The following is a 22722-nucleotide window of genomic DNA, read 5'->3' as shown; positions in this document are numbered from 1 at the left end:
ACCTTTTCCCGGAGCCGCCATGTTGATCAAGCGCAGTCCCAACGGCATCGAATTGCCGTATCCTTCCGAAATCACGCCACGCGCCGTGTTTGAATCGCGCCGCAGTTTCATCAAGCAGGTGGCGCTGGGTTCGCTTTCCAGCGCGGCCTTGCTGGAAATGGCCAGCCGCGAAGCGTTCGCGCAAGGCACCAATCCCAAGCTGGCCGCCAAGCTCAATCCCGCCTATTCGGCGCTGGAAAAGCAGACGGCGTACAAGGACGCCACCACCTACAACAACTTCTACGAGTTCGGCACGGACAAGAGCGATCCCGCGCAAAACGCGGGCACCCTGCGCACGCGTCCGTGGACGGTCAGCATCGAAGGCGAAGTCAAGAAGCCGATGACGCTCGACCTCGATGCGCTGCTGAAACTGGCGCCGCTGGAGGAGCGCGTGTACCGGCTGCGCTGCGTGGAAGGCTGGTCGATGGTCATCCCATGGGTCGGTTATTCCTTCTCGGAAATTATCAAGAAAGTCGAGCCGACGGGCAATGCCAAGTACGTGGAATTCATCACCCTGGCCGACAAGAAGCAGATGCCGGGCGTGGGCAGCCGCGTGCTGCAGTGGCCGTATGTGGAAGGCTTGCGTCTCGACGAGGCAAACCACCCGCTGGCGCTGCTGACCCTGGGCATGTATGGCGAAACCTTGCCGAACCAGAATGGCGCGCCCGTGCGCATGGTGTTGCCGTGGAAGTATGGTTTTAAATCCGCCAAATCCATCGTCAAGATCCGTTTCGTCAAGGAACAGCCGCGCACGGCCTGGAACCTGGCGGCGCCATCCGAATACGGTTTTTATTCGAATGTGAATCCGAATGTCGACCATCCGCGCTGGTCGCAGGCCACGGAGCGGCGCATCGGCGAAGATGGTTTTCTGTCGCGCAAGCGCAAGACCCTGATGTTCAACGGCTATAACGATGTCGCCTCGCTGTATGCGGGCATGGACCTGAAGAAATTCTTTTAAGGAACGAGCATGGCCATCAACCCTACGGGCAAACAGCTGTCGCTGCTGAAAAGCCTGATTTTCCTGCTGGCGCTGCTGCCGTTCGCGCGCATGGTCTGGCTGACGTATACGGGGCAACTGGTGGAGCCGCTGGAATTCATCACGCGCGGCACGGGCGACTGGACCCTGTATTTCCTGTGCATCAGCCTGGCCGTCACGCCCTTGCGGCGCTTCACGCAATGGAATTGGCTGATCAAGCTGCGGCGCATGCTGGGCCTGTTCGCTTTTTTCTACGCGGCACTGCACTTCACCACTTTTTTGTGGTTCGATCACTTCTTCGACGTGCAGGAAATGTGGAAGGATGTGCTCAAGCGCCCGTTCATCACGGTGGGCTTCATCGCTTTCGTGCTGTTGATCCCGCTGGCCGCGACGAGCACGAATGCGATGGTGAAACGCCTGGGCGGCAAGCGCTGGCAGTGGTTGCACCGGCTGATCTATGTGATCGCGCCGCTCGGCATCTTGCACTTCTGGTGGATGAAGGCGGGAAAGCACAACTTCGCGCAACCCATCCTGTTCGGCAGCATCGTCGCGCTATTACTGCTAATACGCGTGTATTTCGCCTGGAATAAACGCGTGAAGAGCGCCAGGGCGGCCGCTGCTGCCACCCCGGCACGTTCCGTTTAGGTCGCCGGCACGATCACCGGTGGCGGTGGCACGGGAGCCGGTTCGACCGGGCCCTTGGCCGGCGCCGGCTTGGCCGCTGGCGGCTTGGGCAGGTACAGGGGACCGGGCTGGCCGCAGCCGGCCAGGACGCTAGAAACCACAATGGCAATGCCGATATAAAACGCTGAGGATGACTTCACGATTAGAATCACGGTTTGATTAAGATCTTTGGAGTGTAGCATGAGCGAATCGGAATTCCTGGCCCTGGCCGAAGCCACCCTGACGGACATCGAGGCGGCGCTGGACCGGCTGAACGATGCGGACGTGCTCGACGTCGAATGCAGCCGCAGCGGCAATGTGCTGGAGATCGAGTTCATCGACAACGGCACGAAAATCATCGTCAACAGCCAGGCCCCCATGCGCGAGATGTGGGTGGCGGCCCGTTCCGGCGGTTTCCATTACAAGCGCGTGGACGACGCATGGATCAACACGCGCGACGGCTCGGAACTGTTTGCGGCCCTGTCCGCCATGGCCAGCGAACAGGCGGGCGCGGCAGTTGTATTGAAGTAAGTATTTGAAGTGATGCATGAAAAATGGGCAGCCTTTGCGGGCTGCCCATTTTTTGTGGTCCAATGTCGGATAGGTCGGGTTAGGCCGCAGGCCGTAACCCGACACCACCACCGGCGCCAACGATGTTGTCGGATTACGCGCTTGCGCGCTAATCCGACCTACCCGGCCTACGTGTTTAAAATAGCTCGTTCTTCACAGCCTCTTTCGCCTTTTCTTCTTCCGGCGTGCCGCGTGCCGCGCCTTCCAGGCTGCCTACGCCCGTGCCCGGTGGATTTTCCGCATAGTAATACTCGTCGCCCACGTGGATCAAGCCTTCCGGCACGGCGCGTTCTTCGACGGGGATGCTTTTCAGGGCTTTCGCCATGTAGCTGATCCAGATCGGCAAGGCCAGGCCGCCGCCCGTTTCCCGGTTGCCCAGGTTGCGCGGCTGGTCGTAGCCGATCCAGGCGATGCCCACCAGCTTGGCCTGGTAGCCGGCGAACCAGGCGTCGATGGAATCGTTGGTGGTGCCCGTCTTGCCTGCCAGGTCGGGACGCTTCAAGGCCATGGCCTTGTTGGCCGTGCCGAAGCGCACGACGTCGTTGAGCATGCTGTTCATCATGAAGGCATTGCGTTCGTCAATGACGCGGTTGGCTTCCTCGCCCGCCAGGTCCGGCTTGGCTTGCGACAGCACATTGCCGTCGCTGTCGGTCACCTTGGCGATCAGGTAAGGGTTGATCTTGTAGCCGCCATTGGCGAAGACGGCATACGCGCCCGCCATCTGCAGCGGCGTCACGTTGCCGGCGCCCAGGGCCAGGGTCAGGTACGGCGGGTTCTTGTCGGCGTCAAAGCCGAAGCGCGTCGCGTATTCCTGGCCATACTTGGCGCCGATCTTGTGCAGGATGCGGATGGAAATCATGTTTTTCGATTTCATCAGGCCCTTGCGCATGGTCATCGGACCATCGTATTTGCTGTCGTAGTTCTTCGGTTCCCACGCCTGGCCGCCCGTCTGGCCCGCGTCGAACGAGATCGGCGCGTCATTGATGATGGTGGCCGGCGACAGGCCCCGCTCCAGCGAGGCGGAATAGATGAAGGGCTTGAAGGCCGAACCTGGCTGGCGCCACGCCTGCGTGACGTGGTTGAACTTGTTGCGGTTGTAATCGAAGCCACCCACCATGGCGCGGATGGCGCCGTCGGTGGTGCTGGCCGAGACGAACGCCGACTGCACTTCCGGCATCTGCGTCAAGACCCAGGTGTTGCCTTCTTGCATGACGCGGATCACGGCGCCGCGCTTGATGCGGCGGTTTGGCGCCGCCTTTTCCGACAGCCAGGCTGCGCCGAAGGTCAGGCCGGGGCCGGTGATGGTGATTTCCTCGCCGGCCGATGTGACGGCCTGCAAGGACTTGGGCGACGCCTGCAGCACCATGGCGGCGATGATGTCGTCGCTGTCCGGGTGGTCGGCCAGTTCCGTCTCGATGGCGTCATCGGCTTCGGCCTTGGTTTTCGGGATCTCGATGTAGGCTTCCGGGCCGCGGTAGCCGTGGCGCTTCTCGTAATCCATCACGCCCTTGCGCAAGGCGATGTAGGCGGCATCCTGGTCGGCCTTGGTGATGGTGGTGTAGACGTTCAGGCCGCGCGTATAGGTGTCTTCCTTGAATTGCTCGTAGACCAGCTGGCGCGCCATTTCCGACACGTATTCCGCATGCACGCCGAAGGCGCTGCTGTCGGTCTTTACTTTCAGCTCTTCATTTTTCGCTTCTTCGTACTGCGCCGGCGTGATGTAGCCCAGCTGCGCCATGCGCTGCAGGATGTATTGCTGGCGCATGCGCGCGCGCTTCGGATTGACGACGGGGTTGTAGGCCGACGGCGCCTTCGGCAAGCCGGCCAGCATGGCCGCTTCGGCCACGGTCAGGTCCTGGATATTCTTGCCGAAATAGATTTGCGCGGCCGAGGCGAAACCGTAGGCGCGCTGTCCCAGATAAATCTGGTTCATATACACTTCGAGGATCTGGTCCTTGCTGAGGTTTTTCTCGATCTTCCAGGCCAGCAAGACTTCATACGCCTTGCGTTTCAGCGTCTGTTCGCTGGACAGGAAGAAGTTGCGCGCCACCTGCTGCGTGATGGTCGACGCGCCTTGCTTGGCGCCGCCCGTCAGGTTGTGCAGGGCCGCGCGGGTGATGCCCAGGTAGTCGACGCCGCCATGCTCATAGAAGCGGTCATCCTCGATGGCCAGCACGGCTTTCTTCATGACATCGGGAATATCCTTGATGTGCACCATGTTGCGCCGCTCTTCGCCAAACTCGCCGATCAGCACACTGTCGGACGTGAACACGCGCAGCGGCATCTTGGGCTTGTAATCGGTCAAGGTATCGAGCGCCGGCAGGTTGGGATACGCCATGGCCAGGCCGAAGACCACCAGCAGCACGCCGACGATGCCCAGGCCCAGCAACGATACCAGGGCCATCAGCAGAAAGCGTTTGGGTTTGCTGCCCTTGGTGGGCGGCTTCGAGCCAGCGGTGCCAGCGGATTTTGAAGATGTCATGCGTCGTATGTCTTTCGGTTAATTATGCCGGTCAATTATAAGCGAGCTTGCCGGGGTGGCAGCGCGCCGTGGCGCTTGCCTGGGGGGACAGTCGGAACTTGTCGCTACTCTATATAAGCGTGTATTGGCCCGCTGGCAACCAGGATTTGGTAACAATTTTCCTGCGCCAGATCACGGCCGGGCCAGATAGTGGCCGCGCGCCGCAGGCACAGGCGGGAAATCCGTTTACACGCGGGCGGCGCCGGGACTAGGATTTTGGATGGCAGCCGCCGTCGCATGGTCCCATTGCCCCATGAAAAACATGTCCATCCGCAGTCTTCTGGCCACAGGTTTGCTCGGCGTCGATATGGGGCAAGACAGCGTGCGTGTCGTCGAACTGGCGCGCCGGCGGGGCACGCTGTCGTGCCGCCATTGCGGCGCCGCCGCGCTGGCGCCGGGAGTGATGCTTGAAGGCAATATCGAGGATGTGGACGGCATGGCGGCCGCCGTGCGCCAGGCATGGCGCAATAGCGGCAGCGCGTGTACCCGCGTGGCGCTGGCCATGCCCGCCACGGCCCTGATCACGCACGCGATCCGCCTGCCGGCCGGATTGCCGGACGAGCAGCTGGAAATCCTCGTGGAACTGGAAGCCGCCCAATACATGCCGTTTGCGCTGGAAGACGCCAGCCTGGATTTTTTCGTGCTCGGGCCGGCGCCGCCACTGGCCGGCGCGCCAGGCAAGGAGGTCGACGTGCTGCTGGTGGCGGCGCGGCGCGCCGGCGGGCGGCGCCGCCTCGACGTGGCCACGGCGGCCGGCTTGCTGGCCGTCGTCATGGATAGCGAAACGCTGGCGCGCCAGGCGGCCATCGCCCACGGCGGCTGGCAAGGCTTGCCCGATGGCGGCGCGGCGTACCAGCTGGCCTGGGGCCTGGCCCTGCACCGGTACGCCCGATGAGGGCCGCGGCGCAAGTGGTGCGCATCAATCTCTTGCCTTATCGTCATGCGGCGCGGCGGCGGCGCGTGCAAGAGCTGCTGTGGCTGCTGGGCGGCGGCGCGATGCTGGGCTTGCTGCTGGCGCTGGGCGCGGGCGCCTGGCTGCAGTTGCGGCTCGACGACCAGGCGCTGCGCCAGGAAGGCTGGCGCAGCGCCATGCGGCAGGTCGATGGCGTGCTGGCCGGCGGCCAGCGCCTGCAGCGCGAGGCGGCGCTGCTGGCGGCGCGCCGGCAAGCCATCGGGCAGCTGCAGGCGCAGCGCAACGCCTGGGTGGCCATGCTGGGCGCGTTGGCACGGGCCGTACCGGCGGGCGTGGCGTTGCACGGCGTGCGGCAGGAAGCATCGGGCTTGCGCCTGCAAGGGCAGGCCGCCACGCAGGATGCGGTGGCGGCGCTGCTGCTGGCGCTGGCGCAGTCGGCGCCGCAGTCGGCCCCGGAATTGCTGGAAGTGCGCGAGGGCGCGGGCGCCGTGGAATGGACGATACGGCTGGCATGGACAAGTCCGGCGGCGCCTGCCCCGCCATCCAGGAAAGCGGGAGGTGGCTGATCATGCTGAGCCTGAAAAAAGCGTCGCTGTGGCCGTTGCCGGCCCGCCTGAGCGCTGTGGCCCTTGTTGCTGCGCTGGCCGCCGCGTTGCTGCACTTCGTCTGGCTGGATGGGCTGTTTGCCGCCGTGCACGCTGCGGATGGCGAAGAGGCGCGCCTGCGCAGCGCCTATCAGCTGGCCAGGATCCGCGCGGGCCAGTTGCCGGCGTGGCGCGAGCGGCAGCGCCAGGCAGGCGCCGAACTGGCCAAGCTGGAACAGCAATTGCCGGACAGCCAGCAGATGGCGGCGCTATTGAGCGATATCACTGCGGCGGGCCAGTCGCGCGGCGTGCAATTTACCCTGTTCAAGCCGGGCTCGCCCCAGCCGCAGGAACACTATGTGGCGCTGCCGATCACCGTGCAGTTGCGCGGCGCCTATCACGCCATGGGCGAGTTGCTGGCGGACCTGGCGCGCCTGCCGCGCATCGTGACCGTGCACGGGGTGGTCTTGACCGGAGGCAAGGATGGCAGCGTGACCTTGGATGGCGTGTTGCAAGCCTACCGCTTGCCCGACGCGCAGGAACGGGCGGCGCAAGGGCGCTTGCCGGCCGTGCCGGTTCCGGCGGCGCCGCTGGCGTGGCAAGCGGCGCCCGTCTTCGTGCCGCGGGCGTACGAGGGCGCCGGGTTTGCCGATCCGTTCGGTGCGCCCCTGTCGGGGCAAGCGGGCACCGGCGTGGCGGGGCCGGATTTGCGCCGCCGCCGCGAAGCGCTGGAGAGCGTGGCCATGCCGGCCCTGTCCATGGTGGGCAGCGTGCGCCATGCGGGCCGCCTGAGCGCGCTGCTGCTGGCGGGACAGCACGTGCACCGGGTGGAGCTGGGCCAGCACCTGGGGCAGGACCATGGGGTGGTGACGGGCATCAGCGAGCAAGCCGTGCAGTATCGTGAACTGCTGCGCGAGGCGGGCGGTTCCTGGCGCGAGCGGCGCGGCAGCCTGGCCCTGCAGGCGGCGGGCGCCGCGGCTGTCGCTACTGCTGCTGGCACTGCTGTTACGGCTGCCGCCGCCGCGAAGGATGGCGTGGCCGAGGCGGCGCCATGAGGCCGCGCCTGCTCGGTATGGCCATGGCGCTGTGCCTGCATGCGGGCGGCAGCGCCCACGATGCCGTGGTGCTGGTGACGGCGCCGCGCCTGTATGCGGGCGAGAAAATCTCCGTCGACTTCCAGAACGTGGGCGTGCGCGCGGCCCTGCATGTGCTGGCCGATGTGTCGGGGCAAAATATCATCGCCAGCGACAGCGTGGCCGGCAACCTGACCATGCGCTTGCGCGACTTGCCATGGGACCAGGCGCTCGATGTGCTGCTGCAGGCGAAGGGCCTGGACATGCGGCGCAATGGCAACGTGCTGTGGATCGCGCCGCGCGAGGAAATCCTCGCGCGCGAAAAGGTGGAATTGGAGCAGCGCGCGCAGATCGCGGAACTCGAACCGCTGCAATCGGCCATCTTCCAGCTCAATTACCAGAAGGCCGAGGCGTTCCGCACGGTGTTCGGCCTCGATGCGGGCGAGGGGCGCAGCCGCCTGCTGTCGCGCCGCGGCAGCGTGCTGATCGAACCGCGCACCAACCAGCTGTTCGTCACCGACGTGCCGGCGCGCCTGGAGCAGATCCGCCTGCTGATCGCCAAGACGGATGTCGCCACGCGCCAGGTGCTGATCGAGGCGCGCATCGTCGAGGCCAACGACAGCTTCAGCCGCAACCTGGGGGCGCGCCTGGGGTTTTCCGACCAGCGCCTGGCGCAGGGAGCCGTTCCCGGCTTTTCGCTGGGCGGCAGCGGACGCCGCGTGGCCGTCGGTGGCAGTTACCAGGGCGTGGGCGAGGCGACGGGGCAGACCGTGGCGGGCGCCGGCGCCTTCGTGCCGAACACGCAATTCGTCAACTTGCCGGCCGCCAGCATCAACGGCGTGCCGCCGGCCAGCTTCGCCCTGAGCCTGTTTTCGGCGGCGGCCAACCGTTTCCTGAACCTGGAACTGTCCGCACTGGAGGCCGATGGCCGGGGCAAGATCATTTCCAGTCCCCGTGTCGTGACGGCCGACAAGGTGCTGGCGCTGATCGAGCAGGGCATCGAATTGCCATACCAGGTGGCCACCAGCAGCGGCGCCACCTCGATCACGTTTCGCAAGGCGAATTTGCGCCTGGAAGTGACGCCGCAAATCACGCCGGACGGCAACGTGGTGCTGGAAGTGGACGTCAACAAGGATAGCGTGGGCCAGGAAACCCGTTCCGGCTTCGCCATCGACACCAAGCATGTGCGCACGCAGGTGATGGTCGAGGATGGCGGCACGGTGGTCCTGGGCGGCATCTACCAGCAGTCCGAACGGGGCACGGACAGCAAGGTGCCGCTGCTGGGCGACATCCCGGTTCTCGGCGTTTTTTTTCGCAGCACGGGCCGCAGTCAAGAAAAAACCGAACTGATGGTGTTTATTACGCCGAAAATAGTGGCAGATCGGCCAGCAACACGTTAATGTCACATCTTTACGTTTAAGTAACAATGCAGACGAAAGCGGACTGATGGCGACTATGCGGAATTTTTCTTTAGGCAATACTTCTTGGAGTAGGGCATTGAATTGGCTGGCCGTGCTGGCGCTGGGCGCCTTGCTGGCCGCTTGCGGCGGCGGTGGCGGCGATCCCACCCTGGGCGTCAAGGATGGGGCGAATGCCGGTGTCGGCAGCGTGGCACTGATTGCCAGCGCGACAACGATCGCCGCGTCGGGCGCGGACGGCACGGAAGTGGTGCTGACGGCCATCGTCAAGAATGCGAGCAATAACGCCTTGTCCGGCCAGACCGTGGCTTTCAGCGCCAGTTCGGGCACCGTCAGCACCACCAATCGCGTCACCGATGCGAACGGCACGGTGACGGAAAAGCTCAGCATCAAGGGCGACGCTACGCTGCGCGACATCACCATCAAGGCCAGCAGCGCGGGCGTGGAATCGCCAGCGGTGGTGGTGAAAGTCGTGCCCGTCACTTCCGGCATCGCCAGCCTGTTGCTGACGTCGTCGGGCGGCACCCTGGCCTCGTCGGGTGGCACGGCCGTCAACGTGATCGCCTTCGTCAAGGATGCCAACAATGCCGTCGTGCCCAATGCCAGCGTGACATTCAGCGCCGATTCGGGCGCGCTGGGCGCGACCAAGGTCAGCACCAATGCGCAGGGGCAGGCGCTGGTCAGTCTGAATACGGGCGGCGACGCCAGCTTGCGCACGATCAAGGTCACGGCCAGCGCGGGCGCGCAGACGGCCAGCACCGATGTCGGCGTCAGCGGCACCAAGCTGGTCATCAGTGCCTTTTCCACGGTCAACCTGAAGACGAGCACCGACATGGTGGTCAAACTGGTCGATTCGAGCGGCAATCCGCTGGTGGGCAAATCGGTGGCGTTCAGCGCCCAGCTCAATGCGCTGACGGTGAAGGGCGGCGGCGCCAGCCCGGCCCTGACTGACAACAACGGCCAGCTGGTGCTGAGCTACAACGCCCAGGCGGGCAGCAGCGACAGCATCAGCGTCAAGGCGCAGGGCGACAGCGTACTGTTGCCTATCGCTATCAATGCCTCGAATTTCACCATCAATGCCGTGTCGGGCGCGAATGTGGCGCTGACCAGCCTGACGACGAATACCTGCTATGCGGTGGCGGTGCACAGCGATGTGGCGGGCGTGCCACAGACGGGCAACGTGCGTTTCAGTACCTCGCGCGGCACCATTTACCAGGACGCGGGCTGCGCTACTCCGCTGCAGGCACCGCTGGCGTTGGTTGGCGGCAACGCCATCGCCTACGTCAAGGCCAGCGGCGCCGGCCTGACCGCCCTCACGGCGAGATACGAAGGCAGCGGCGTGTCGGTACAGTCGGACGTGGAGTTTGTCGCGCCGCTGACGGCCCAGGCCAGCATCACCCTGCAAGCCGATCCGGCCGTCATCGGCGTCAATACGGCTGGCAGCAGCGCGCAGCGCAGCGCCCTGCGCGCCATCGTGCGCGACGGCACGCCGCAAAACAACCTGGTCAAGAATGCCCAGGTCGGCTTTTCCATCCTCGCCGACGCCAGCAACGGTTCCCTCAGTTCGCCGTCGGTGGTGTCGACGGACAGCGATGGCATGGCGACGGTCAGCTATATCGCGGGCCAGGCAACGACCGGGGTCGATGGCGTCGTCGTCCAGGCGCAGCTGCAAGGGGTGTCGAACAATGCCGCCACGGTCAAGCTGACGGTGACGAAGAAGGCGCTGTTCATCAGCGCCGGCAGCGGCAACGCGCTCGACGCCACGGACAGCAGCACCTATCGCAAGACCTACACCGTGTTCGTCACGGATGCCGCCGGCAACCCGGTGCCGGACGTGATCATCACGGCCGCCGCCTGGCCCCGTCATTACTACAAGGGCTATCTGCAGTATTCGCAGGCCGCCGCCGCGTGGGTTGTGGCGTCAACGTGGACATGTGACAATGAAGACAAGGACCGCAGCGGCACCCTGGATCCGAACAACGATTTGAACCGGAATGGCCGTCTCGACCCCGGCATTCCCCTGAATCTGTCGACGGGCGGCAAGACCGACAGCACGGGAACGGCCAGCGTGACGCTGACTTATCCGCGCGACAGGGCCAACTGGCTGGACGTCGAATTGACGATTCGGGGCAATAGTTCCGGGACGGAGGCAACTTATGTCGGTTACACTTTGCTTCCGGGGCTGGCGACGGACTTTAACCGCCTGGATGTTTCTCCTCCAGGCGTCATCAGTCCGTACGGGCAGGCCACTGATTGTCGTAACCCAAATTAATTGTCGCAGCAAATGCAAAATCTGTTTTTAGTAGGCCTCATGGGCGCAGGCAAGACCACGATCGGGCGCATCCTGGCCCGCAAGCTGGGCTTGCGCTTCGTCGATTCCGACCACGAGATCGAGGCACGCACGGGAGCGACCATCCCGTGGATCTTCGAAATCGAGGGCGAGGCCAGCTTTCGCCGGCGCGAGGCCGAAGTCATCCGCGACCTGAGCGCGCAGGAGGGCATCGTCATGGCCACGGGCGGCGGCGCCATCCTCAATGCCGACAGCCGCGCCTACCTGAAGGAGCGGGGCACGGTCGTGTACCTGCGCGCCAGCGTCAGCAACATCCTCGCGCGCACCAGCCATGACAAGAACCGCCCCCTGCTGCAGACGGCCGACCCGCGCGGCAAGCTGGAGGAATTGACGGCGCAGCGCGAGCCCCATTACATGGAAGTGGCCGACATTGTGATCGACACGGGCCGTCCTAACGTACAATCGATGGTTCAGACCATCCTGATGCAGCTGGCCAGCCTCGAATGCGAGGCATCGCCCAACTGCGTCATTCATGCAGAGCCTTCGATGAACGAGCAATCCAAAATGTTGTTGAGCGTAGACCTCGACGAGCGTAGTTATCCGATCGCCATCGGTCCCGGCCTGCTGGCCGACGCCGATGCGCTGCTGCGCCATATCAGCGGCCACAAGGTGGCCATCGTCACCAATACCACCGTCGCGCCGCTGTACCTGGGCCGCCTGCAGGCGGCGCTGGCCAGCGATGGCCGCGAAGTGATCAGCATCGTCCTGCCGGACGGCGAGGAATACAAGAACTGGGCCAGCCTGATGCAGATCTTCGATGCGCTGCTGGCCAACAAGTGCGACCGCAAGACCACGCTGGTGGCCCTGGGCGGCGGCGTGATCGGCGACCTGACCGGCTATGCGGCGGCCAGCTACATGCGCGGCATCGGCTTCGTGCAGGTGCCGACCACCCTGCTGGCGCAGGTCGATTCCTCCGTCGGCGGCAAGACGGGCATCAACCACCCGCTGGGCAAGAACATGATCGGCGCGTTCTACCAGCCGCGCGCCGTGATCGCCGACACGTCGACCCTGGAAACCCTGCCGGCGCGCGAGCTGTCGGCGGGCCTGGCCGAAGTGATCAAGCATGGCGCCATCATCGATGCGGCGTTTTTCGACTGGATCGAGGCGAACATGGCCAAGTTGATGGCGCGCGACAAGGGCGCCCTCGCATATGCGATCGCCCGTTCCTGCGAAATCAAGGCCGACGTGGTGCGCCAGGACGAGCGCGAAGGCGGCCTGCGCGCCATCCTGAACTTCGGCCACACCTTCGGCCACGCCATCGAGGCGGGCCTGGGCTACGGCCACTGGCTGCATGGCGAAGCCGTCGGCTGCGGCATGGTGATGGCGGCCGACCTGTCCTGCCGCATGGGCTATATCGACCAGGCGATGGTCGAGCGCGTGCGCATGCTCGTCGCCGCCGCCGGCCTGCCCGTCAAGGCGCCCGACCTCGGCGTCGAGCGCTGGCTGGAACTGATGGAAGTGGACAAGAAGAACGAGGGCGGCGCCATCAAGTTCATCCTGCTCAAACCGCTGGGCAGCCCGTGCATCACGTCCGCGCCGCATGAACTGGTGCTGGCCACCCTGGCCGCCGGAGTGCAATAGCCATGACGCCTGAAGACTTCCTCGCCCCGTATGCGGCCCATTCGGCACAGGGGCAGGGACGTCGCTTTGCCGAGGCGCCGCACGCCTCGCGCAGCCAGTTCCAGCGCGACCGCGACCGCATCATCCACTCCTCGGCCTTCCGCCGCCTCGAATACAAGACCCAGGTTTTCCTCAACCACGAGGGCGACCTGTTCCGCACGCGCCTGACGCATAGCCTGGAAGTGGCGCAGATCGGCCGCTCCATCGCGCGCAACCTGCGCCTGAACGAAGACCTGGTCGAGGCCATCGCCCTCGCGCATGACCTGGGGCACACGCCGTTCGGCCATGTGGGGCAGGACGTGCTCAATGCATGCATGCAGGACCACGGCGGCTTCGAACACAACCTGCAAAGCCTGCGCGTGGTCGACACGCTGGAAGAGCATTACGGCGCCTTCGACGGCTTGAACCTGATGTTCGAGACGCGCGAAGGCATCCTGAAGCACTGCTCGCTGGCGCATGCGCGCGAACTGGGCCCCGTGGCCCAGCGCTTCATCGACCGCACGCAGCCGACGCTGGAAGCGCAGCTGACCAACCTGGCCGATGAAATCGCCTACAACAGCCACGATATCGACGATGGCCTGCGCTCGGGCCTGATCACCATTGCCCAGCTGGAAGAGGTGGAATTCTTTGGCCGCCTGTGGCGCGACGTGCAGCAGGCGTTTCCCGGCCTGTCGGGCCGGCGCGCCATCTACGAAACCCTGCGCCGGCTGATTACGGCGCTGGCCGACGACCTGATCGTCACCTCGAACCGCTTGATTGCGGATGCAGCACCGCGCGACGTCAATGAAGTGCGCGCCAGTCCGCCGCTGATCCGTTTTTCGGACGCCATGCGCCGTGACGCGACGGAGCTGAAGCGCTTCTTGCGCGCCAACCTGTACCGCCATTACCAGGTCAACCGCATGCGCGTGAAAGCCAGCCGCATCGTGCGCGAACTGTATGACAGCTTCATGGCCGAACCGGCGCTGCTGCCGCCCGATTATCAAATCAGCGGCGATGACGTCACGAAGCAGGCGCGCAAGATCGCCGACTACATCGCCGGCATGACGGACCGCTATGCGATCCGCGAGCACCGCAGGCTGTATTCTCTGGATGAGTTGTAGGTCGGGTTAGCCGGAACGGCGTAACCCGACACCACCACCATCCCTGCCAACAAGGTTGTCGGATTACGCGCTTGCGCGCTAATCCGACCTACTCCGCATTTTCGGTCCTGTCAATTGGCATGATCATCTAGCTTCCCACCCGATCACCCCAATACCCTCGTAGCACCTTCTTTTCTATCATGGCAGCAAGTCAACAAGGGCTTGCCGCCCATCGTCAAGGAGAGTGCCATGATCGAATCGCGCCGCAGTTTCTTGCGCGCCCTGCCAGCCGTCACCATCGGCGCCGCCATCGCGCCGCTGCCCAGCAAGGCTGCAACGAAGGGCGAGGGCGGACAGCGCTGGGCGATGGTGGTCGACGTGCAGAAATGCATCGGCTGCCAGGCATGCACGGTCTCCTGCATCATGGAAAACGCCGTGCCGGAAAACAGCTTCCGCACCATCGTCTCGACCTATGAAGTCAAGGAAGAGAACCGTTGCGGCACCTACATGCTGCCGCGCCTGTGCAACCACTGCGCCAATCCTCCCTGCATTCCCGTCTGTCCCGTGGGCGCCACGTTCCAGCGCAAGGATGGCGTCGTCGTCGTCGACGGCGACCGCTGCGTCGGATGCGCCTACTGCGTGCAGGCCTGCCCGTACGACGCGCGCTTCATCAACCATGAAACGGGCAAGGCCGACAAATGCACGTTCTGCGCGCACCGCGTCGACGAAGGCCTGCTGCCGGCCTGCGTGGAAACCTGCGTGGGCGGCGCGCGCATCTTCGGCGACCTGAATGATCCGGAAAGCATGGTGCACCAGCTGCTCACCGAGAACAAGGTGAAGGTGCTGAAACCCGAGCAGGGTACCCAGCCCCACGTGTTTTACCTGGGACTGGACACGCGCTTCGCCGGCCACGTCGAGGGCGAGGCGACTCTTTGGCAACCAAGCAAACACGGGAAATAAACCATGGACAGCCACATCACCGAGATTGTCAACGTCACGCGCGAAGCGGCATGGCTGCCGTGGGCGGTGCAGTATTTTTTCCTCATCGGCCTCAGTTACGGCAGCTTCATGCTGACCCTGCCGTACTTCGTCTTCGGCCGCAAGGCGTATGAACGCCTGGGCCGCATCGCGCTGCTGGCGTCCCTCGTCTGCGGCATGACGGCGCCCGTGGCGCTGCTGGCCGACCTGCACGGGCCGGGCCGCTTCTACCACTTCTATCTTTACTTCCAGCCGCAGTCGTGGATGTCGTGGGGCTCGTTCTTCATTCCCCTCTACCTGGGCTGCCTGATGCTGTATGCGTGGCTGGCGCTGCGCAGCGACTTCGCCGCGCGCGGGCAGGGCCAGGACCGCCTGGCCTTCGCCTATCGCCTGCTGGGACGCGGTGGCGCCGCCTCGCGCCGCGCCATCGTCATCGCCGCCGCCTTCACCTTGCTGGCCGCCTTCGTCGTGGGCCTGTACACGGGCATGGAAGTGATGGTGGTGCGCGCCCGTCCGCTGTGGTTCACGCCCTTCCTGCCGGCGCAGTTTGCCGCCACCGCCTTTGTGGGAGCGGTTGGCCTGGCGCTGCTGTTCAACCGCTGCCTGCCGGGCCGCGAGCTGGCGCTCGAAGTATCGCTGAACCGCGCGCTGGCCCTGTCGCTGGCGCTGGTGCTGGCCCTGGGCGGCGGCTGGCTGTTCGTCAGTCTGTCCGGCGTGAGCGCCAGCCACAGCATGGCATTTACCCAGGTGGCCGGCATGCCGCAATGGCAGTTCACGGCCGTCTGGGCAGTGCTGTCGTCCATCGTGCCGATGGCGCTGGCCATCTGGCGTCCTGCCACGAGCGGCCTGGCCAATGGCCTGATCGCGCTGCACAGCGCATGGATGATGCGCTGGACGATCTTCATCGGCGGCCAGACGATCCCGAAAACGGGCGCCGGCCTGTACGACTACCACCTGCCGATGGGGAACGACGGCTTGCTGGGGATCATCGGCACGGCCGGCCTGTGGATCTCGCTGCTGTTGCTGATGCTGGAATTTTTGCCATGGGCTGGCCGTGCCGCGATGTCGCACGCAGCGGCGCGCACCCGTCCCGCCATGGCCACGCATTAAGGAGAGAATCATGAACGATCACACCACACCAGACCCGCAGGAAGACCGCAGCGCCGAGGAAGAAAAGCGCCGCAAGCTGCTGCGCTACGGCGCCATCGGTGGCGGCCTGGCCGCGTTTGCCGCCAGTTTTTCCACCACGGCCGGCCGCATGGTCGACCACGCGCTGGGTAAAGATAAACCTGTGCAGAAACTGCATGGCAATTCCCTGCCGCCCGAGTTTTCCGTCGACACGGCCACGGGCAAGCTGACCGTCAATCCGGACCAGCAAGTGAGCTACACCATGTGCATGGGCTGCACCACGTTTTGCGGCGTGCGCGTGCGCCTCGACAAGAAGAGCGGCAAGGTGCTGCGCGTGGCGGGCAATCCGTACAGCCCCATGTCGGCCGACCCGGCGCTGCCGTATGCCACGCCGATACGCGACAGCTTCGTGTCGCTGTCGCGCTTCGAGGAAAAGGGGCTGAAAGGCCGCTCCACCGCTTGCGGCCGCGGCAACGGCGTGCTGGAACAGATGGAGTCGCCGTTCCGCGTGCTGGCGCCCATGAAGCGCGTGGGGCCGCGCGGCGGTGGCCGCTGGGAGCCGATCGCCTTTGACCAATTGGTCAAGGAAGTGACGGAAGGGGGCGACCTGTTTGGCGAAGGCCACGTGCAGGGCTTGCGCGCCTTGCGCGAGCTGGAAAAGCCGATCGATGCGGCGCAGCCGGAACTGGGCCCGCAAGTGAACCAGGTGGGCCTGATGTGCAGCACCGACGATGGCCGCCTGGCGTTCGGCACGCGCTTTTTCAAGCAGTCGTACGGCAGTTTGAACTTGGTCAACCATGGTTCGTATTGCGGCGGCGCCTACCGCAGCGGGTCGGGCGCCATGTTCGGCGACATGAAGAAAATGCCGCATGCGAAAGTGGACCTGGAAAACACGGAATTTTGCATTTTCGTCGGCACGGCGCCGGGCAATGCGGGCAATCCGTTCAAGCGCCAGGGCACCTTGATCGCCAAGGCCCGCTCGGGCAAGCGCGATTTCAGCTACGTCGTGGTCGACCCTGTGCTGACGAACGCGGACAGCCTGGCGGCGGGCGACCGTAGCCGCTGGGTACCGATCAAGCCGGGCACGGACGGCGCGCTGGCCATGGCGATGATACGCTGGATCATCGAGCAGGAACGCTATGACCGTCACTTCCTCGCACAGCCCAACCTGAAGGTGGCCGAAGCGGCGGGCGAGGCCGCCTGGTGCAACGCCACGCACCTGGTCATCAACGAAAAGGGCCACCCGCGCGATGGCCGCTACCTGCGCGGCTCCGATATCGGCGCGGTGGAACTGGCGGAAGAAGAGCGCTACAAGGATGGCGACCCGTTCTGCGTGATCGACGCCGCCACGCAAGCGATCGTGCCGCACAGCGCGGCCAGGGGCGAGGCGCGGCTGTTCTTCGATGGCCCGCTGGATGTCGCCGGCGCGCCCGTGCACCTGAAGACGGCCATGACGATGCTCAACGAGGAAGCGCAGCGCCACAGCATGGATGAATACGCGGCCGCCTGCGGCATTGCGCGCGACATCATCGAAGGCCTGGCGCGGGAACTGACCAGCCATGGCAAGCGCGCCGCCGTCAATGCGCACGGCGGCATGATGTCGGGCGCGGGCTTTTATAACGCGTATGCGCTGGTCATGCTCAATACCCTGATCGGCAATCTGAACCGCAAGGGCGGCACCCTCGTCAACGGCGGCAGCTTCAAGGATGCGGGCCCTGGCCCGCGTTACAACCTCGAGAGTTTCGATGGCGAGATCAAGGCGGCCGGCATGCCGATCGGACGCAATGTGCCGTATGAGAAAACCTCGGAATTCAAGCTGAAGAAAGAAGCGGGCAAGGCGTATCCGGCCAGGGCGCCGTGGTATCCGAACGCGCCCGCGCTGGCTACCGAGTGGCTGACCAGCGCCATGAATGGCTATCCGTACACCTTGAAGGCGCTGATACTGTGGAGCTGCAATCCTGTGTATGGCATCACGGGCTTGCGCGCGCAGATCGGCAAGGAACTGGCCGATCCGAAGAAGATTCCCCTGATCGTCGCCATTGACCCGTTCATCAACGAAAGCTCGGCCTTTGCCGACTACCTGCTGCCCGATACCTTGCTGTACGAAAGCTGGGGCTGGGCGGGCGCCTGGGGCGGCATGCCAGTCAAGATGAGCACGGCGCGCTGGCCGGTGGCCGAACCGCGCGTGCACAAGACGCCCGATGGCCAGACCATCTGCATGGAATCGTTCTTCATCGCGCTGGCGAAAACGATGGACTTGCCTGGCTTCGGCCCCGAGGCCTTGCAGGATATGGAGGGCCGGCGCTTCCCACTGCAATGCGCGGAAGACTGGTATCTGCGCGGCGGCGCCAACATCGCCTGGCAAGGAAAAACGCCAGTGCCGGAGGCGAGCGACGACGATATTGCGCTTTCCGGCGTGGCCCGCATCCGCCCGGAACTGGAACGCACCTTGAAGCCGGAGGAGTGGCGCAAGGTGGCCTTCATGCTGGCGCGGGGAGGGCGCTACCAGAGCTATGGCGAGATGTTCGGCCTGCGCCTGCCGCCGCCGGCGAACCCCAAGGCGCCGGTCGTTCCCGCGCCGGCCGCGGACGAAACGCCGTATCCGCAGGACTGGTCCACGCACCGTTATCTGAAACCGATGATGCTGTACAACGAGGGCCTGGGCGTGAGCAAGAACAGCTTGAGCGGCAAGCGTTTTCCCGGTACGCCCGCCTGGCGCGTGGCGGCGTTTGCCGATGGCACGCCCGTGCGCAAGGCGTATCCGGCCAGCGAGTGGCCGTTCGAGTTGATCAGCTTCAAATCGGCGCTGCAAAACTCGTACAGCATCGGCGCGCGGCGCCTGCGCGGCATCCATCCCGACAATCCCGTCGCCGTGCATCCCGACGATGCGGCGCGGCTGAAGCTGGAAAATGGCGACGAGATCTATCTGGAAACGCCGGGCGGCAGGGCCAGGGCCACGGTGATGCTGCGCCATGGCGTGCAGCGTGGCGTGATCGCCGTCGAACATGGCTTCGGCCACAAGGAGCACGGCGCAAGGGCCCACCGCATCGGCAAGCTGCGCCAGCCCGACGAGCCGGCCATCGGCGCCGGCATCAACTTGAACGACCTGGGTTTGACGGACCCGAGCCGCGGCGACAAGAACGTGTTTGTCGATCCCGTCTCGGGCACGTCGGTGCGGCAGGGACTGCCGGCGCGTATCGTGCGGGCCTAGATTTGTCCGCCGGCCATCAGCAGCCGGGCCACCTCGGCTGCTGAATGCAGGCCCAGTTTTTCCATCGTGTTATGGCGGTGCACCTGCACCGTCTTGTCGCTGATGCCCAGCTCGCGGGCGATGACTTTGGAGGCCTTGCCTTCGGCCATCAGCAGCGCCACTTCGCGCTCGCGCGCCGTCAATGTCGCCAGCGTCGCCTGTGCCGTATGCGTGCTGGCGGCGCTGCGGCCTTCGTCCAGGCTGCGGGCCACGGCGCGCGTCACGGCGTCGAGCAGTACCTGGTCCTTGCACGGTTTTTCCAGGAAATCGCAGGCGCCCGCCTTCATCGTCTGCACGGCCATCGCCAGGTCGCCGTGGCCGCTCAAAAAAATCACGGGCAGGGAGATGGCGTGGCGCGACAGTTCCTGCTGCAGTTCCAGTCCGCTCATCAGCGGCATGCGCACGTCGAGCAGCAGGCAGCCGGGCGCATGGCCATCGTAACGCCGCAGGAAGTCGCGCGCCGACTCGAACGTCTCCACTTTCCAGCCGGCCGAGTCGAACAGGTAGGCCAGCGAGCGCCGCATGGCGGCGTCGTCGTCGACGACAAAGATGATGGCATCGCTTTCATTCATGGTGTTTCCTCGTGTCTTTCCTGGTCTGCTTCCATATTGCTATCTTCGGGCAGGCGGAACCAGACCGTCAAGCCCGGCGCATCGGCGTTGGCGTGGGCCGACAGGCTGCCACCGAACGATTCGATGATGCTTTTACTGAGCGACATGCCCAGGCCCAGCCCTTCTGCCTTGGTGGTGAAAAACGGTTCGAACAGGCGCGCCATCTGTTCCGTGGCGAGGCCGCAGCCGGCGTCGCGCACGGCCACCATGCAGGCGCCGTTTTCGCGGTGCAGCAGCACGCCGATGGCGTGCTCGGGATTGCCGTTTTCCATCTGCGCATCGAGCGCATTCTTGAGCAGGTTCAGCAGTACCTGCTGCACTTGCTGCGGGTCGGCCAGCACGCGCACGGCGGGGCTGGCGGCCTCGCGAGACCAGCGGATGTTCGCTTGCGGATGGGCGGCGCGGAACAGGGCTACGGCTTGCTCCACGGCGTCGGCCAGGGCGAAGGCCGTGCTGTGCGCGGGACGCTTTTGCGCCATCGCGCGGATATGCCGGATGATGGCGCCGGCGCGCTCGCTTTGCGTGGCGATTTCCTGCGCGCCGTCCAGCAACGGCGCCGCATCGAGGCGGCCGGCGGCGATGCGGCGCGCCATGCCGCGCGCGAAATTGCCGATGGCCGCCAGCGGCTGGTTCAATTCGTGGGCGATGGCGCTGGCCATTTCGCCCAGGATCGCCAGGCGCGCCGTGTGATCGAGCGTGGCCTGGCGCTGGCGCGCCTGTTCTTCCAGCGCGCGCTGCTGGTGCTGGGCCGCACGCAGCTGCTCCGTGCGCCGGCTGACCAGGTATTCCACGCGCACCGTGTGCACGGCCCACGCAACGAGCAGGGCCAGCACCAGCAGCATCCAGCCCCAGTAGCGGCGCAGCGCCGTCTCGAAGGTCAGCTTGTCCAGGTAGGCGTAGGGGCCGATGCGCAGTTCGCGGAACAGTTCATCGACGATCTGGTAATCGCTGGGCACCGTCCAGCTATAGCCTTCGCTGGTGCGCTGCATGGCCAGCAGGGCCAGCGCCACCTGCTTGGCCAGCGGCGCCGGCGTCTGGCGCAAGGCCACGAACGGCCAGTCCGGATACAGCCGCGACGAGGTGGCGCAGCGAAAACCGGGCACCGGGCGCGACGTGATCACGCGCAGCTCGTCTGCCTGCACTTCGCCGCGCGCCACCATCTGCTCGAGCAAACAGGTACGCACGATGCCCGCATCCATGCGGCCGGCGCGCACGGCCTCGACGATCTGTTGCGAGGGGAAGCCGCTGTAGCGCAGGCTGGCGAAATCGTGCGCGGGATCGAGGCCTGCTTCGCGCAATTCGCGCGCGGCGATCTGGTAGCCGCCGAAGGCGTCAGGCGCCACCGCCATCACGTTCTTGCCCGCCAGGTCGGCCAGGTCATGCAGCGGCGACGAGCTGCGCACGACGATGGCCGAGCCGATGGCCAGGCGCGGCGTATCCGTCCACGGCGATTCGAGCGTGGCGATGCGGCTGGCGCCGTCGCTGTGTTCGAGCGCCACGTAATGGCCGCTGCTGGTGACGGCAAAGGCGATCGTTTGCGACTGCACGGCGCGCGTCAATCCCGCCTGGTCATAGTCGACCAGCACGAAACGCACGCCGGGAATGCTGGCTTGCAGGTGGCGCGTCACGTACGACCAGTCCTGCTGCACGGCGTCGCCGCCCTTGTAGGCCAGCACGCCGATGCGCACCTCGGGCAGGTCATCCGCGGCATGGGCGCCGTGCAGGCACAGCGCCGCCAGCGCGAGCAGTACAAAACGCCGCACTAGAACATGCTGCGCTGCGCCTGGCGCGCATCGCCGAACAGGTCCAGCAGCAGTTTCTTGATGGGCGCCGGCAGCGGCGCGTCGGCGATCCTGGCGCCGTCATACCAGACGTGGGACGCTTCCCCTGCCAGCGCCAGGCGCCGCGCCAGGGTGATGCGACAGGGCACGATGTGCAGCTTGTAGTGCGTGAAGACGTGAACGATAGGCAGCAAGCGCTCCTGCGTCTCGATTTCGCCGAAGGGCGCTACGGCGCGCGCCAGCGCATCCTCGTCGATGGCGCGTGGTGCGGCTTCGCCGGCCAGCACGTGGCCGTCCAGCTCGGGCAGCGACAGCAGGCCGCCCCAGATGCCGGAGCCGGGCCGCTGTTCCAGCAGCACCTGGCCGTCGTCGATGACGACCAGCATCACGGCGTGCTTTTCCGGACTGGTTTTCTTCGGCTTGCGCACGGGCAGGTCCTTGGTGCGGTTGGTGGCGTAGGCCACGCAGCGCGGCTGCAGCGGACAGCGGCCGCAATCGGGGCTGCTGCGCGTGCACAGGGTGGCGCCAAAGTCCATCAAGCCCTGGGTGTAGGCTTCGATGCCCGTTTCCGGCAGCAGGGCTTCGGCGCGCCGCCACATGGCTTCCTCGACCCGTTTCTCGCCTGGATAGGCGTCGATGCCAAACGTGCGCGCAAAGACACGCTTGACGTTGCCGTCCATGATGGCTGCACGCGTGCCGCTGGAGAACGCGGAAATGGCGGCGGCCGTCGAGCGGCCGATGCCGGGCAGCTCGGCCAGCAGGGCCGGGTCGCTGGGGAAGATGCCGTCGTATTCGGCCACCACGCGTTGTGCGCATTTGTGCAGGTTGCGCGCCCGCGTGTAGTAGCCGAGGCCGCTCCATTGCGCCATCACGTCTTCCACGGGCGCGTCGGCCAGCTCGCGCAGGGTGGGAAAGCGTTCGAGGAAGCGCGCGTAGTAGCCGAGCACGGCGGTGACCTGCGTTTGCTGCAGCATGATTTCTGACAGCCAGATCAGGTAGGCGTCGCGCGTGTTTTGCCACGGCAGCGCATGGCGGCCATGCTGCTTTTGCCAGGCGATGACGGTGGCGGAAAAAGTCGGGTCGACATAGTTTTCAGGCGCGTTTTCAAACTGAGCTGCGCCCGGGGAGGGCGTCAGCGGATGCAGCAGACGTTTCATGCAGGATTCCA

17 protein-coding genes and 1 pseudogene are annotated in these 22722 nt (G+C 65.2%); 13 read left to right on the top strand and 5 right to left on the bottom strand.

Going from position 1 to position 22722, the window contains the following annotated elements; genetic code table 11:
• Nucleotides 1-19: 19 nt before the first annotated feature.
• Both msrP and msrQ read left to right on the top strand, forming a co-directional pair.
• Complete coding sequence (gene msrP, locus AC1RDJ_RS08310) at nucleotides 20-997, top strand: protein-methionine-sulfoxide reductase catalytic subunit MsrP (RefSeq protein ID WP_493027205.1); 978 nt, start codon at nucleotides 20-22, stop codon at nucleotides 995-997.
• Between the two features lie 9 nt (nucleotides 998-1006).
• Nucleotides 1007-1660 (top strand): protein-methionine-sulfoxide reductase heme-binding subunit MsrQ, encoded by a 654-nt coding sequence (msrQ, locus tag AC1RDJ_RS08305; RefSeq protein WP_493027204.1) that lies wholly within the window; start codon nucleotides 1007-1009, stop codon nucleotides 1658-1660.
• On the opposite strand, the gene lptM is transcribed toward msrQ, so the two are convergent.
• On the bottom strand, nucleotides 1657-1881 hold the full coding sequence (gene lptM, locus AC1RDJ_RS08300; protein WP_493027203.1) for an LPS translocon maturation chaperone LptM: 225 nt from the start codon (nucleotides 1879-1881) through the stop codon (nucleotides 1657-1659). The two genes, msrQ and lptM, sit on opposite strands and share 4 nt — an antisense overlap.
• On the opposite strand from lptM, the gene cyaY reads away from it, so the two are divergent.
• Nucleotides 1880-2209 carry an iron donor protein CyaY gene (cyaY, locus tag AC1RDJ_RS08295; protein ID WP_493027202.1) on the top strand — a complete coding sequence of 110 codons (330 nt, stop codon included), beginning with the start codon at nucleotides 1880-1882 and terminating at the stop codon, nucleotides 2207-2209. The two genes, lptM and cyaY, sit on opposite strands and share 2 nt — an antisense overlap.
• A gap of 175 nt (nucleotides 2210-2384) precedes the next feature.
• On the opposite strand, the gene AC1RDJ_RS08290 is transcribed toward cyaY, so the two are convergent.
• Entirely contained in the window at nucleotides 2385-4730 is a 2346-nt protein-coding gene (locus tag AC1RDJ_RS08290) for a penicillin-binding protein 1A (RefSeq protein ID WP_071325646.1), read from the bottom strand.
• Nucleotides 4731-5031: 301 nt separating this feature from the next.
• Here AC1RDJ_RS08290 and pilM point away from each other — a divergent pair, with 301 nt between their 5' ends.
• The 10 genes and pseudogenes from pilM to AC1RDJ_RS08240 all read left to right on the top strand — a co-directional run bounded on the left by pilM (nucleotide 5032) and on the right by AC1RDJ_RS08240 (nucleotide 19123).
• Complete coding sequence (gene pilM, locus AC1RDJ_RS08285) at nucleotides 5032-5664, top strand: pilus assembly protein PilM (RefSeq protein ID WP_493027201.1); 633 nt, start codon at nucleotides 5032-5034, stop codon at nucleotides 5662-5664.
• Nucleotides 5665-5681: 17 nt separating this feature from the next.
• Nucleotides 5682-6248: a PilN domain-containing protein gene (locus AC1RDJ_RS08280; protein WP_493027200.1), complete on the top strand. Its 567-nt coding sequence runs from the start codon at nucleotides 5682-5684 to the stop codon at nucleotides 6246-6248.
• Complete coding sequence (locus tag AC1RDJ_RS08275; protein ID WP_493027199.1) at nucleotides 6176-7321, top strand: pilus assembly protein PilP; 1146 nt, start codon at nucleotides 6176-6178, stop codon at nucleotides 7319-7321. Before AC1RDJ_RS08280 ends, AC1RDJ_RS08275 begins: the two co-directional genes overlap by 73 nt.
• A gap of 92 nt (nucleotides 7322-7413) precedes the next feature.
• A pseudogene (locus AC1RDJ_RS08270) lies at nucleotides 7414-8739 on the top strand (type IV pilus secretin PilQ); the annotation flags it as partial.
• A gap of 97 nt (nucleotides 8740-8836) precedes the next feature.
• A complete protein-coding gene (locus tag AC1RDJ_RS08265; protein WP_493027198.1) occupies nucleotides 8837-11029 on the top strand; it encodes an Ig-like domain-containing protein in 2193 nt (730 codons plus the stop codon).
• A 39-nt stretch (nucleotides 11030-11068) separates the two neighbouring features.
• A complete protein-coding gene (gene aroKB, locus AC1RDJ_RS08260; protein WP_071325640.1) occupies nucleotides 11069-12688 on the top strand; it encodes a bifunctional shikimate kinase/3-dehydroquinate synthase AroKB in 1620 nt (539 codons plus the stop codon).
• A 2-nt stretch (nucleotides 12689-12690) separates the two neighbouring features.
• Nucleotides 12691-13827, top strand: coding sequence for a deoxyguanosinetriphosphate triphosphohydrolase (locus tag AC1RDJ_RS08255; RefSeq protein ID WP_071325639.1), 1137 nt, complete (start codon nucleotides 12691-12693; stop codon nucleotides 13825-13827).
• A 228-nt stretch (nucleotides 13828-14055) separates the two neighbouring features.
• Complete coding sequence (gene dsrO, locus AC1RDJ_RS08250; protein WP_071325638.1) at nucleotides 14056-14766, top strand: sulfate reduction electron transfer complex DsrMKJOP subunit DsrO; 711 nt, start codon at nucleotides 14056-14058, stop codon at nucleotides 14764-14766.
• A gap of 3 nt (nucleotides 14767-14769) precedes the next feature.
• Nucleotides 14770-15894: an NrfD/PsrC family molybdoenzyme membrane anchor subunit gene (nrfD, locus tag AC1RDJ_RS08245; protein ID WP_493027197.1), complete on the top strand. Its 1125-nt coding sequence runs from the start codon at nucleotides 14770-14772 to the stop codon at nucleotides 15892-15894.
• 10 nt (nucleotides 15895-15904) lie between these two features.
• Nucleotides 15905-19123, top strand: coding sequence for a molybdopterin dinucleotide binding domain-containing protein (locus tag AC1RDJ_RS08240; protein WP_493027196.1), 3219 nt, complete (start codon nucleotides 15905-15907; stop codon nucleotides 19121-19123).
• On the opposite strand, the gene AC1RDJ_RS08235 is transcribed toward AC1RDJ_RS08240, so the two are convergent.
• From AC1RDJ_RS08235 to mutY, 3 genes are read right to left on the bottom strand one after another with little or no spacing between them, the layout of a single operon-like run.
• A complete protein-coding gene (locus AC1RDJ_RS08235) occupies nucleotides 19120-19734 on the bottom strand; it encodes a response regulator transcription factor (RefSeq protein ID WP_493027195.1) in 615 nt (204 codons plus the stop codon). The two genes, AC1RDJ_RS08240 and AC1RDJ_RS08235, sit on opposite strands and share 4 nt — an antisense overlap.
• Nucleotides 19731-21536, bottom strand: coding sequence for a sensor histidine kinase (locus AC1RDJ_RS08230; protein WP_493027194.1), 1806 nt, complete (start codon nucleotides 21534-21536; stop codon nucleotides 19731-19733). The genes AC1RDJ_RS08235 and AC1RDJ_RS08230 overlap by 4 nt, the downstream gene beginning before the upstream one ends.
• Complete coding sequence (gene mutY, locus AC1RDJ_RS08225; RefSeq protein ID WP_493027193.1) at nucleotides 21536-22711, bottom strand: A/G-specific adenine glycosylase; 1176 nt, start codon at nucleotides 22709-22711, stop codon at nucleotides 21536-21538. The genes AC1RDJ_RS08230 and mutY overlap by 1 nt, the downstream gene beginning before the upstream one ends.
• Between the last annotated feature and the right edge of the window lie 11 nt (nucleotides 22712-22722).

The organism is Janthinobacterium sp. GW822-FHT07H10 (assembly GCF_058798675.1).
Note: the sequence above shows the minus strand (reverse complement) of the source record. Positions and strands in the feature narration are given on the sequence as shown.